We start from the raw sequence: 13126 nt of genomic DNA, 5'->3' as shown, positions 1-13126 counted from the left end.
CATATTTACTCCAGTTCGCTCACTGGACTTTCTTTTATGATCTATCGTACAAGCTTCCCCTTCCTCTGCCCATTGCCTCAAATTTTCCTCCATACCAGGTAGGCATCCACCTGCTTTTCCTTTATGATAGCATTATCATTCTATTTTAGAGGTGTGAGTCCATGATGGATAGATCTGCTAAAAGCACCGGCTTTCTCCTTGTGATCACCGGGGCGACTTTTTGGGGCGTCGGTGGTACAGTCTCCCAAAAGCTCTTTCAGGATTATCAAATCGATGTCAATTGGCTGGTAACAATCCGCCTGCTTATCGCCGGCTTGCTGCTATTAGCCGTCCAGTATTTTAAGAAAGATCGATCCCAGGTCTTCGCCGTCTGGAAGAATAAAAAAACAGCCCTCCAATTGATCATCTTCGGTCTGCTCGGCATGCTCGGTGTCCAATATACATACATGGCTTCCATCAATCATGGAAATGCCGCCGTTGCGACGCTGCTGCAATATCTGGCACCGGCCATGATTATCATCTATTTGCTGCTACGCCGGCAGACTGTATTGACCGGGCGTGATATGGTGACCGTTTCGCTCACGTTAATCGGGTGCTTTTTCTTATTGACAAACGGCTCCGTCTCCCAGCTATCGGTGCCTAGTCCGGCAATCATCTGGGGGATTTTATCGGGAGTAGCATTAGCCTTTTACACGCTGTATGCTGTCCCATTGCTAAAGCTATACGACTCTCTAACTGTTGTTGGCTGGGCGATGGTCATCGGCGGTTTCGCCTTAAGCTTCATTCATCCTCCCTGGCAAGTGGATACTTCCACTTTCTCGGCGGAAGTTTATGGCTACCTTATATTTGTCATTATATTCGGTACGATGATAGCCTTCTGGTTCTATATCGAAAGTCTAAAAAGCCTCTCTCCACAGGAGACAAGCCTGCTGGGCAGCCTGGAGCCTTTGTCTGCAGTGCTGACGACAGTCATCTGGCTGCACGAGCCTTTTGGAGTTTTCCAATGGGTTGGAACTGCCAGCATTATCACGATGACGCTGTTTTTAGCATGGAGTAAAGAGCCTTCCACCAGGAAAAAACGTAACACTAAAAAGTCCATCAATGCTGGCTGATGGTTAGGACCTCTGGGGGCTGTAACTTTTTTACAGAAGTAAGCTATTCATAAAAAAGGGAGCTTCCTGACAGCGGAAGTTCCCTCTTTATTCGTAATTTACCAATACAGTCTATCAATAAAAAAGCGTATGATTAACCTCCGATATATACACTGTCACATGTATCAGCTACTGGTTCATAATAACAATGTTGTTTATACTGACCTGCAAAAGGTTGACCGTACCATGTTGGAGGGCATGGACCGTATGGATTAAAATACCAAAGCGAATACTTTGCTGGATGCTGCCTCCAATAATCTAAGTTCTTTTTGGCTAATCTTTTTTCTACAGATCTCGCCCTGTTATAAAATACGTTGCCTTTTTGAACAGCTTCAAAAGAATAATTTCCTCCCTGCACTTGAAAAATGACATCGTAAATTGTTCTTACATCTTTAAAGTCTAAACAAGCCGCTTTCGCACGATTAACAATGACGTTGCCGACATACAACATTCCTTGTTTTCCTTCCCCTACAGCTTCTGCTCTCATCATCCTTGCCATTAAGGCAACATCTGAATCCTTGTATTTTACTCTTGGCATTTTTTCACCCCAAAGACATTGTATGAAAAAAAAGTGAATGTCATTCTTTTTATACCTTTATTCCACTAAACTGTCCAATTTCAAAGCAAAAAGGACGACTATCTCGTAATGGAGAATCGTCCCTAAAATGAAACAAATATATTTCCATTAAATGAAATAAGAATTGTGATAGTATTTAGAACGCATAGGTACCATAATAGCTAATGATCTGACCCTAGACTAACTTCGAACATATCTATAATATGCAGGAACCTTTCCGCTTCCCGGAATACATGGTCAGCTAGAAGTGGATGAATATTACTTTTGATTCTGCACGCTTCGATCAATTCACGTGCTGTTTTCTTAAAATCCCGCAGAGCAACAACCGAGACGCGGTTTTCATCAAGGAATTTATCTAATAATGGCTGCGTTTCTGATTGAGGCCGCATGGAATCCAAGTCAACTGCTTGAAAAACCAATTGATCAAAATCATGACTGAATTCCCGTGCTTGATCAACCAATTTTCTTTCGGAGGGATCAAGGAGATGACCGATAAACTTAGAGTGGTCTGCCATTAATCTTAAAAAGAATACATTCTCTTTAATGATTTTGGCTGGAGTAGGTTGTAATTTACCTTCATTCAATTCTTTTAGACGCTCCCCGAAATATGCTGCCTCTCGACTAGTATGGTCCAGCAACAAAGGATAATTGTTGGATCGGATTTCACATCGCAGTGTCAGCCCGAGGACCTTTCGTTTATATGCCCATATCGCATGAGCTGCTTGATGGACTTGATTATTAAAAGCTGCGATTTGCTGAGGGTCTGAGTTTGCATTAAAATTACTTAACTGCTGTTCAATCTTCTCAAACAAATCAATGAACTGCTGTGCCTCCTGGATTAATTTTTTGTCATCAAAATTGAATCCAAGACTTAAAAATAAAGCATGCTCTTTCATAATCCTGGACCAGAAACGGATTTCATCAAGTGACCGAGTTACAAATTGATTCGCCAATATAATCCCTCCCCTGAGTCTTCACCAATGAGATTATATTCGCTTCCCTACATTTTAAGTACAAGATTAATTCAAAACACGTTTACTAACTGGTTTGTTAGTTAATACAAATGGAAAATCCAATGAGTGAGCCCAGTTTATATCATCGGATTGTCTCTCTTTTTTAGCAAAATTCTTTTAATAATATCCTTAAAATGAAATAGCCCTCAGAGCTGGCAGATTTTCATCTGTACTCTGAGGGGATGGCAGTACCTTAGTGTTCCGATGACGACTCCTTCCAAAGCTTCATTGGATCGGTTTGCCCTTCGTCCAAAGGCAAATACCGCATCCGGAGTGAACGTTCCTCTTTTGTTTTTTGCAAATCGTCATAGACTTGCTTCGACTTGCCTAATCCCGCTTCCACCGCTTCTTCCACAGAAGCACAATAATAGACATCTTCTATTCCTGCAAAATACATCGCTGTAAGACACATCGGACAAGGCTCCCCACTGGCATACATTGTATAGCCGGACAGGTCGTTCGTCTGCAATTCTTCCTGTACCCGCCGGATGGCAAGCAGTTCCGCATGTCCACTCACATCATACTGCTTGTGCAGCTCATTCACTCCTTCAGCGACAATGTCACCATTCCTGACAAGCACAGCGCCAAAAGGCTGGCCTCCTTCTTTTACGTTCGCCACTGCCAAATCGACCGCTCGTTTCATGAATTGATCCATTTTCTCCCCTCTATTCTCCTGATCAGTCATTTTCCAGCAAAACATCGTGATATTCAGGGGTTTCTTTAAGTTTCTTTTCCGTGTAGTCGCATTTGGGATCGATCTTCTTCTGTTCGTCCCTGGCATATCCTACCACTTTTTCAACTAATTTAGCGGCCATCCCCTGACCCCGGAGCTCTTCCGAAACATATGTATGGTCTACAACTAAATGATCTTTTTCCTGAAAAGTAATTTCCGCCAGTGGATGTTGCTCATCTTCACCGACATAAAATTTTCCATCACCTTGTTTGATTGTAGTCATGTGAATACCTCCTCTTTTAATGGAACCAGCTTTTCTAAGTTGCGGCATCATAGACTGTAAAAAGCTGATATAAGATTTATGCTTATATACAAATGATAGCATTTCTCCCCTATAAACCTAATCAATATGTTTCTCAAAAACGATTGTTACCATGCATGCAATCGAGCAACATTTATTTTTTTGTCCTGATAAGCGAAAAGATTAAGGATAAACTAACTTCAACTGCTGAATACCAAAGGAGTGGGAAGATGGAATTTACAGGAGAAATCCTATCTGGCAACTTTGATCAATTAAATGACACATTCATCTTGCAGCAAGTGAAGCAGCATACCACTACATCCAGCTTTAATAAAAATCAGTTCCAAATGATTTATGAATATCTGAACCAACATACACAGGATTCAGATGGCCAGGTGCTGTCCTTGAATGATCAATTACTGATCCAATTAAGTCAGGAAGAGTTAAGCCTCTTTATGAATGATTTAGACAGGATTCGGCCAATGTTTCAATAAAGATCAAGTGTGGAATTTTATTCGTGTGTCATTAAAATTTAAACGAAAAATGTGACTTTAAGATATAAGACTAATAACTACGTATAGAGGAGGTTTTTCACATGAGTAAAGTTGCGATTATTACCGGTGGAGGCAGCGGTTTAGGCCAATCCACAGCACTCCGTTTAGCAGAAGAAGGAGTGAACATCGTTGTTGTTGATATAGATGAAGAAGGCGGCAATAAAACGGTCGAGATGGTGAAAAAATCCGGTGTTGAAGCTATTTTTATTAAAGCGGATGTCTCTAAAGCCGATGAAGTGAAGAATTATGTTGACCAAACCGTCGAGAAATTCGGTACGATCGATTATTTCTTTAATAATGCAGGAATTTCGGGCAGTGGAGCTTACTACCTTGAAACGGACATTGATGAAATTGAAAAAATTGTCGGCATCAACCTGATGGGTGCCCTGTATGGTGTCCGCTATGTCGCTGAAGTGATGGTGAAAAATGGCGGTGGCGCTATTGTCAATACAGCCTCCAGCGCCGGAGTCATCGGTCAGGATACGGTAGTCACTTATTCTGCCACCAAACATGGCATCGTCGGGATAACGAAGAGTTTGGTTGCTGAGTATGCGAAAGACGGTTTACGCGTCAATGCCGTTGCTCCAGGACCTACGGAAACACCAATGGTCAAGTCCTATTTTGATGCTAATCCAAAAATGAAGGAAAATGCGGAACAAGGCATTCCCCAAAAGCGCTTGGGAACACCGGAAGAAGTGGCTGAGCTTGTTACGTTCCTCTTAACTTCCAAAGCAGAATATATCAATGGGGAAGTCATCCGGATTGACGGTGGATTTACCAACACAAAATAACCTGATGAAAGGCAAACGCCAGTTTATAGGCGTTTGCCTATTTCCTTTTACCACAACAGCTGGGACCTTTCCCCGGAAAGAGGAGGAAACTCATGGCTCTATCGATACCGAATTACTTTTATTACGTAACGCAAGTAAAAAGCGATGCAAAAAATATTCACTCGTTCCTAACACTACCGCCAAAGTGAACGCCCCAATAAACGTTACCATTGCGTTTGGAAACCAATTGGATAGAGCCAAAATAATCAACAAAGAAACGATAAAGTCCATAAAGACACTAGCGCCCAATGTTTCTTTACTTAACACCATTTTTTCCATACTAATTCCCACAACGATTAGCACGATACTCAAAACTACCGGCTGCCAAAGCGCACCATATTCGATATGCTCGGTACTAAACATGCCTATAAACAGTACAATCGGTATCAGAATCAGCTTGATAAACAAACTGTTGATCAGCTGTCTTTGCGGTTTTTTCAAATTGAAAAGCATGGAAAAGTTCATTTTACTCATGTACAGATTACCTCCTTTATATTGTCATAGTGTTTCCTTGTTACGCTTTATAATTCTTCCGTAAGAAACCAATAATACCTTACATTCCTTTTTAAGGACTAACACCTACACAAACCAGAATGACATTCAGGATTTAGAAAAGGCTTGCAGAAAAACCAGATGGTTTTTTCTACAAGCCGAAACAATCTTTCTATACGAATTATCATCTCAGGATAAATGAACTTCCCGGGCAAATCGTGCAAGCGGATTGGCAACGCTGCCAAATTCGGAAGCATGAGGCCGGTCATCTCCATCACCATAGCCATAATCCACCATCCGGTTACGATTCAGTGTCAGTTTAGTAACTTCCGGTTTGAAAAAATCAAAGATTTCGAAGCGCTCTTTCAAGTGAGGGTGACTAGCCTGATATCTTATGATGGTATTGGCCAGGTGCTCCCAAAATCTATCCTCTGTTACACGTTCATTCCTGTCCAGGAGGTCAGCCATATATCGGAGATGACATACGAATAACCCGGTGAAAATGAATTGCAGCAATCCTTCCGGTTGCTCGCTTCTTAACACATCTTTGAGCTCTTGTGTCAGTACGGATAATTCTTCAAATGGCTGGTCGCTAATATTCACATCATCTACGAAGTCTTTGACAGCAAGACGGTGTGGCCTGAAATTCTTCATGACTAAAATCGTATTCTGTCCATGAGGAGAAAACACCGTTCCATATTGATATAAATAATGTAAAAGCGGATCCATGACAACCTGGAAAAACTCCTTCAGCCATTCTTCCGGCTCCATTCCAGAGGCCTCGATCAAGCTTATGATAAAAGGCTTGCCATTTTTATCTTCATGTAATAATGCAGCCAGGGTCACTGCTTTTTCTTCACCATCCAAATAGGTGTAAATACTCTCCCTCCATATGACACCCAGCATTTCCATGTATTGATACGGGGAATTTTCAAGCTTTGGATAATGGCTTTGATCGACATTGATACTGGCAATCTCTCCAGGCAGTATGACACGGCATTTTTCTTTCAAAAATGAATCGTGTTCATAGATACCTTTGATGAATTCTGTAATCTTCGGGGCAATCAGCGTTCTTTCTGCCGGCAGCCCCCGATAAACCAGCGTATTCAATATACTCATCGGAACTTTCACGTGATGTTTATCCTTATGGCTTCGGTTTACGAAGGTCCGGATCGATTGTTGCGGCAGATAATTATCCTTTCCTTCTCCCAATGGGATGATCTTCCTGTTGGATAAATCCTGAGCGTACTGCTGGATAATCACATTTTCCCATTGCCACTCGTGGATGGGAAGGAAGAAATATTCCAGCGGATCTACTTCCTGTTCTTGCAAGACTTGTTTGAATTGTTGCTTCTCTTCCGATGACAATTCTTCATGTAATAGCTTGTAATAGTTGGTATCCTCTGTCGATTGGAAGGAAGCGCGATCTTTATCAACGGCGATCCAGAACAGCTTTGTTTCTTTCTGCATCTCCGGTGCAAACTTCACGTAATCATCATAACCGAATCCAATTCTGCCTTTATTATAAGTAATCCAGGGATGCCCGCTCATATGCCCTTCCAATAAGGCATAATCTTCATGAATCAATTCATCCGATGTTTTGGAGTCCTGTCCAAGTAAATGCATATCTGCCACAAGGGTATTGTTCAACTCTTTGATCAAATGACCTGCTGTCTCAGCTGACATCCCGATAATCGGCTGTATATCGAGCAGGAACTGGATGGCATCATTACCTTCAGCGCGCACTCCATTTTCTACGATATAAACCGAATCAGCCTTCACTTTCACCCCATCGAAATAGTCTGTTTTGGCAATAAAGGAATAATGTTTACGGTCAGTAATTGATAGCTCATATTCATTCCATTTTCCGTGCTCGTTTGTCATGATTGGATCAATCATGTCTTCGTACACATATTCCTCCAGCATTTTAACAAGCAATTGCTGATTCGCTTTTACCCAGTTTTCCTGATTGAAGTATTGCTTCAGATAGTTTGAATACAATGAAATCCCTTCTTTCCTTGATAATGATGAATTAATTAGTGACCGGTTGGTTTTGCGCTCCGAATGATTGATAGATGTTGATCGATCGCACTGGATAAACCTCTCTCCCTGCCAGGGCGTTGATGATGACAGCATTACGATGAGCGCCGAGTCCGAGATCCGGCGCCCCGACTCCATGGGTATGAAGCTCCCCATTTTGAATATAAATATGGTTGCGCTCGGTGCCATGAATAACTAGCCGGTAATCTTCGGTGATATGAAACCGTCCCTGCTGATCCAAGGAAATAAAATCATGGAGCGGCGTGAGAAAATCCGGCAGGTTCGGTTTGTAACCGGTCCCTAACACAACTGCATCGGCATCGACCATAAACGCCTCTTCACTCACCTGCTGGAAGCCACGAAGCTCCCATTTATTACCCAGAGGCTGGATGCGGTCGATAGCTGACATGGCTTGCAAGTGGATGTCAGGGTCATCCTCTCCTATACTGTACTGGTATAAACGTTCATAAATATCTGCAATCGTATCCGCACTGATTCCTTTATATAATAAGTCCTGATCCACTAGCAGCTGATCTTTTTTCTCTTGCGGCAACTGATAGAAGAAAGAGGTGTAATCCGGTGAAAAATGTTCCAGACCAAGCTTAGAGTATTCCATCGGAAAGAATCCTTTGGACCTCGTATACCAATGCAGCGAATACCCATGAGCCGCCTGATCTTCCAACAAGTCCAGGAATACTTCAGCCGCACTTTGCCCGGAACCGATAACCGCAATCCTTTCTGCGTCCGCACAATTCGCTTTCTTATATAAATAATCCGCCGTATGGAAGACTTTCTCTCCCAAAGCATCCTGAAACTGCTCTGGTACAGCCGGAACCGTACCGATCCCCATCAAAATATGTCTTGCTAAATAGCGATTTTCTTCCTCTGGATGATGTTCATTTTCAACCACCACTTCATACAAACTTTCTCCCTCAAAGTCTCGCAGATCGATCTGCTTTACATTCATCCCGAACTTACAAGCATCCAATTGCCCGGTCACCCATTGGCAATAATGATTGTATTCCTTCCTAGGAATATGGAAGTCTTCGCGAAAGTAAAAACGGTAGAGTCTGTTGTGAGTCTGTAAGTAATTCAGAAAACTATAGCGATTTGTCACATCAGCCATGCTTACGAGGTCAGCTAAAAAAGGAACCTGCAACGTGGTGCCCTCAATCAACATTCCGGGATGCCAGTCGAATTGCGTTTTCTTTTCAAAAAACAAGGCATTTATTTCAGGAACATCTTCGACTAAGGCTGCAAAACCGAGGTTGAAAGGACCGACACCGATTCCGATCACATCGTAAACCTCAGACTTGTTGATAGTATCCGTCATACGACCACCTCTTTTCGAAATTTTCCCGTGTGCAAAACATCAACAAGCCCGTTTTATCAGGAAGTTCGATAGGCTTTACCGGTTCAAACCCGCATTGTTTAAAGATATGAATCATCTTCTCATTCCGAATATCAGGTTCTGCGACCACTTTTTTCGTTTTTGCATGCTGGAATTGGAAACCAACCATCGCTCTTAATAAGGGGAGTGCATAACCTTTACCAAGATAGTCTGAATCACCTATTAATAAATGGACACCCTGATCGAAGGATCCTGCCTCATAGCATCTTTCCACAACGTCCCCTTTTACCCAATAGGCCTCCCAATAACTCATCGGGTGACCGTCAATCTCGCCGATATAGAGGGTTTGATGGCGATCTTCCAATGCTTGTTTTAAATGGCTGCTAAATTGCACAAACGGAAGATTCAACTGCCAATAAGGAATGACATGCTCCTGATGCATCCATAAAAAAACGTTGGTCAGATCCTTGTCGTAATCCAGCTCACGAAACACAATTTCTCTCTCCAAGTCCGGGTCAATCGTCATGCATTTAGGTTTCACTCGTAACACCTGCCTTTTGTACTAATGGGTTAGCTGCCATCGTATAGACGGATTGCGTCTCTAACGAACCAATAAGCTCATCCATATCATGGAATCGGGTCAGCAGATTAGCTTTGGATGGGAGTTTTTCATTTGTTAATAGACTGTGCAGCAACGGCTTTGCATCACCCGCTTGTTTATGGTGTGTCTCCAGTCGCTCACGCAGCACCCGTAACAAATCTTCTTCAGCTATCAGTCCATTGGCACCGAAACCATTGATCACCCCGAACAAATGATTGAAAAAGAAATAATACCGAAGCCTTTCCTCCGCAATTGCTTCAGTACAAATGGTATCGCTTTTCTCGTTCAGCGTTGGCAGCAGTTGACGCAATTCATCTGCCTTCTTCTCGCGGAAGTAGTAACCCTGATTATCGCGATAATAGAAGGAATCAGGGTACCCGTCCTTCAGTTGCACGATTGAATTCTGCTGGTGCGCTTCGAGCGCGATGCCATACGTTTCATAGAGCCATAACACTGGATCGAGTGTGATGGACAGATAGCGTTTAAACCAATCTTCACTCGCCGCTTGTAAGGATCTATTTTCTTTCTCTGCGATTCTGTGAATGATGCTGTACAGTCTAGACTGCTCTCCAAAAGGGTGGTCTTGTCCCAGCCCGGCGGCTAAAATGGCATCGGAATCATTCCCATAAAACGGGTTTTCACGAATGATGCAATCGAGGGATACCTCCTCTTCCCCAGGTATATCCACACGTATATATGCCGGGTCTGAAATGACATGGAAATCTGGAAAATTACGTTTCAGATCATCGCCAAGAGCGGTCTGTAACAACCGCGACACTTCCACCCCCCTGTCCAGTTCTTTCTGTTGATTCATCCTGAGCGAATTCGTAATCTTTATCGGGACGGAAAACTTGTACATATATTTCGATTCAGGACTGTAAACAGTACGAAAGGAAGAGGTTGCTGTAAACTCGGATCCGAGTGGTCCAAGGTATTTCAATTTATTTTCCTTGAGCATCTGCTGTACGGATGCTTTTTTCAAAAGGGCCCTCGCTTGTAACGGATGGGCAGGAATGAGAGCGCCCGCTTCATCAGTGACTAATTCTTCCTTGGGCAGTTCGCCCTGGATGATATCTTGAGCAGAGACCGACAGCGAAGAGTCCTGTACGACTTGCGTATCGGTAGCCAGGAAATAGTGAAGTTGGAATTTCCCATTCATTTCGGGTGAAAACCGGTTGTCCTCTTCTTCTGTAATCCCTTGCTTACTTTTTGGAGTAGGATGAAGCAAATGGCCAAAGATAAGCGATTGTTCCGCTTCGATATAATTAAATTCATTGCTGCTTAAATGGTTGGAATCCCGCAAACGATGCTCCAGGTATTTCTTTAAGTTTTTACAGCTGAGAATCACCCTTAGGATCAGTTCATCCTCTGCATCCACCTGATTGTGCATCAGGGCTAACTCTTTAGTAATCAGTGCAGCTAATGTGACATAATCGATAGGCTTCGTTTCTTTTCCTGTTTGGTAATAAAGGGGGAATTCAAATAGATGCCTTCCTGTTTCAGACCAGTATTTCACATCAATGGTCAAGTCAATTCCCTGATTGGATAAGGGACAGGTAATCTTTTTTACTGTTCCATTGGCAGATTCAATATGAAAATTACCTGTTTCTTTGAGATAACAATTCAAGAAGCTTTGCATCGTCGCATTTTCAGCAACTACCTGTACGTTCTTCATACAGAAACCCTCCATTCTTTTAATTCCGCTTCTCCAATCTCCTCGATGTCTGTTAAGATTTCTTTTACATCAGCAAGCTGTGTCCTGGGGTTAAGGAGTGTAAATTTAAGACAGACTTCCTCCTCTACCATCGTCTTAGCGATAACACCCTTGCCCCCATAAAGGAGATGTTTCTGGATCGATAGATTCACCTGGTTCACATCCACAACTGAGGGAACAGTAGGTTCATACCGGAAGACAACCGTATTCAACTCCGGATCAGCATGTATCACTCTGATATTCTCTAAACCGTCCATATAGCTCGCAACAGATTTTGCCAGCGCGATCGTCTGGTCGATCATGGCACCGTATTGCTTCGTCCCTACCATTCTTAAGGAGAAAAATAGTTTCAGTGCATCAAACCGCCTTGTCGTCTGGATCGATTTGTTTACAAGATGTACGATTCCTTTTTCATCATCTTCGGCAGGGTTCAAATAGTCAGCATGGTGCTGAAGATGAACGAATTCCTGTTTGTCCTTTAAAAGGAAGGCCCCACAGCTGATTGGCTGGTAGAATAACTTATGAAAATCTACTGCAATGGAATCCGCTTGATTGATCCCTTTCAATTTGTCTTTATAAGAATGACTGAGGATCAATGCCCCACCGAAAGCAGCATCAACGTGAAGCCACACCCCATGCTCGCTTGCAATAGCTGCCAGCTCAGCAAGTGGATCGATACTTCCAAAATCAGTCGTACCACATGTACCCACAAGTGCGAATGGCAGTAACTGTTCCGCTTCCATTAATTTCAGCTTCTTCTTTAAATCATAGAGACATAGCTTATGATTTTCATCCGTATTAATAGAGACAACCGAAGCTTCACCCAGTCCCAGCTGGGAGGCTGACTTTTGAACGGTAAAATGAGCCTCCTCCGAACACAGAATCCGCAGCCGCTTAAAATCATCTGGTAAGCCTTGCTTCTGCACATCCACCCCCCACTTGCGTTTACAAAAGGAGTCCCGGGCAATCAATAGCCCCATGTAATTGGACTGCGTCCCTCCGCTTGTAAAAACGCCATCGGATATACCGTCAAAACCAAAGCCCTTGGTAAGCCATTTGATGACTTCCTGTTCTAAGTATGTTGCTGCAGGGCTTTGATCCCAGGAATCCATCGATGGATTAAACGTATTGATGATCATTTCCGCTGCCATCGAAGATACAAGCGGCGGGCAATGCAAGTGGGCGATTGATTTTGGATGTGTAATATGGATATTGCTTCGTAATAGGGAGTCGTCGATCTTATTCAATAATCCTTCAACGGCTTCTCCCTCGTATGTGAAAACAGATAAGTTATTCAGCTCCCGTTGCAAAGTCTCAGGAGTTTTTCCGGCATAGGGCTCATCGAGGTGTTTCATCACTTCCACAAGCTTTTCCGTCACCTGCTGAACGTTATGTTGAAAGCCCTCCGTATTATCACCGTGAAAGAACAGGTGATCAAACTCTCTATTGGATGCTTCCGACATCTTTTTCTCTGTTGCTATAGGCTCATAAGTGAAATCCAAATGCTATCATTCCTTTCTGCTTTTACTAACTATGGAAATTTACTAGGGCTGTGTAACACGCTCAAATGAAAATGATTTTCAATTAAGCCTTACAAACATGTTAATTGAGAATGATAATCATAGTCAATAGTAATTGAGACACGTTATCAATTACACCCTTTTCACTGTCAAAATAGGGATTTCTCAACAAAAATAACCCAATATTTAACATCTATATGGAACGACGAATGGCTGCAGAAGTCATACGCTTATCTCCGAAAACTTCTTCATTATCCAGGGTGATTGCTGGGGGACACATGGAAATGATGGTATCTCATCTCACGGAGG

Annotated in this window: 13 protein-coding genes; 3 read left to right on the top strand and 10 right to left on the bottom strand. The window is 42.7% G+C overall.

What is annotated here, in order from left to right:
- Window positions 1–164 precede the first annotated feature (164 nt).
- Window positions 165–1112 (top strand): DMT family transporter, encoded by a 948-nt coding sequence (locus BLV00_RS01660; RefSeq protein WP_093041960.1) that lies wholly within the window; start codon window positions 165–167, stop codon window positions 1110–1112.
- A gap of 133 nt (window positions 1113–1245) precedes the next feature.
- Here the strand turns inward: BLV00_RS01660 and BLV00_RS01655 are convergent, their stop codons facing one another.
- The 4 genes from BLV00_RS01655 to BLV00_RS01640 all read right to left on the bottom strand — a co-directional run bounded on the left by BLV00_RS01655 (window position 1246) and on the right by BLV00_RS01640 (window position 3697).
- Window positions 1246–1689 carry a cell wall hydrolase gene (locus BLV00_RS01655; protein WP_093041601.1) on the bottom strand — a complete coding sequence of 148 codons (444 nt, stop codon included), beginning with the start codon at window positions 1687–1689 and terminating at the stop codon, window positions 1246–1248.
- 200 nt (window positions 1690–1889) lie between these two features.
- Entirely contained in the window at window positions 1890–2681 is a 792-nt protein-coding gene (locus tag BLV00_RS01650) for a DUF2935 domain-containing protein (protein WP_093041598.1), read from the bottom strand.
- 253 nt (window positions 2682–2934) lie between these two features.
- Window positions 2935–3396 carry a nucleoside deaminase gene (locus tag BLV00_RS01645; RefSeq protein WP_093041595.1) on the bottom strand — a complete coding sequence of 154 codons (462 nt, stop codon included), beginning with the start codon at window positions 3394–3396 and terminating at the stop codon, window positions 2935–2937.
- Between the two features lie 22 nt (window positions 3397–3418).
- Entirely contained in the window at window positions 3419–3697 is a 279-nt protein-coding gene (locus BLV00_RS01640; RefSeq protein WP_093041592.1) for a GNAT family N-acetyltransferase, read from the bottom strand.
- Between the two features lie 248 nt (window positions 3698–3945).
- Between BLV00_RS01640 and BLV00_RS01635 the strand changes: the two genes are divergently transcribed.
- On the top strand, window positions 3946–4209 hold the full coding sequence (locus BLV00_RS01635; RefSeq protein WP_093041589.1) for a hypothetical protein: 264 nt from the start codon (window positions 3946–3948) through the stop codon (window positions 4207–4209).
- A 101-nt stretch (window positions 4210–4310) separates the two neighbouring features.
- Window positions 4311–5060 (top strand): SDR family NAD(P)-dependent oxidoreductase, encoded by a 750-nt coding sequence (locus BLV00_RS01630; RefSeq protein ID WP_093041585.1) that lies wholly within the window; start codon window positions 4311–4313, stop codon window positions 5058–5060.
- Between the two features lie 90 nt (window positions 5061–5150).
- Here the strand turns inward: BLV00_RS01630 and BLV00_RS01625 are convergent, their stop codons facing one another.
- The 6 genes from BLV00_RS01625 to BLV00_RS01600 form a co-directional block, all read right to left on the bottom strand.
- A complete protein-coding gene (locus BLV00_RS01625; protein WP_093041582.1) occupies window positions 5151–5573 on the bottom strand; it encodes a DUF2512 family protein in 423 nt (140 codons plus the stop codon).
- 207 nt (window positions 5574–5780) lie between these two features.
- A complete protein-coding gene (locus BLV00_RS01620; protein ID WP_245728724.1) occupies window positions 5781–7592 on the bottom strand; it encodes an IucA/IucC family protein in 1812 nt (603 codons plus the stop codon).
- 31 nt (window positions 7593–7623) lie between these two features.
- Window positions 7624–8964 carry a lysine N(6)-hydroxylase/L-ornithine N(5)-oxygenase family protein gene (locus BLV00_RS01615; protein ID WP_093041579.1) on the bottom strand — a complete coding sequence of 447 codons (1341 nt, stop codon included), beginning with the start codon at window positions 8962–8964 and terminating at the stop codon, window positions 7624–7626.
- On the bottom strand, window positions 8939–9490 hold the full coding sequence (locus BLV00_RS01610; protein ID WP_093041954.1) for a GNAT family N-acetyltransferase: 552 nt from the start codon (window positions 9488–9490) through the stop codon (window positions 8939–8941). Before BLV00_RS01610 ends, BLV00_RS01615 begins: the two co-directional genes overlap by 26 nt.
- Window positions 9491–9512: 22 nt before the next feature.
- Window positions 9513–11258, bottom strand: coding sequence for an IucA/IucC family protein (locus BLV00_RS01605; RefSeq protein WP_093041576.1), 1746 nt, complete (start codon window positions 11256–11258; stop codon window positions 9513–9515).
- The gene (locus BLV00_RS01600; RefSeq protein ID WP_245728723.1) at window positions 11255–12799 is read right to left on the bottom strand and encodes a pyridoxal phosphate-dependent decarboxylase family protein; all 1545 of its coding nucleotides are present in this window, start codon (window positions 12797–12799) and stop codon (window positions 11255–11257) included. Before BLV00_RS01600 ends, BLV00_RS01605 begins: the two co-directional genes overlap by 4 nt.
- Window positions 12800–13126: the final 327 nt, after the last annotated feature.

Origin of the sequence: Thalassobacillus cyri, from assembly GCF_900107755.1 — a bacterium.
In the GTDB taxonomy this organism is placed as follows: Bacteria; Bacillota; Bacilli; order Bacillales; family Halobacillaceae; genus Thalassobacillus; species Thalassobacillus cyri.
Note: the sequence above shows the minus strand (reverse complement) of the source record. Positions and strands in the feature narration are given on the sequence as shown.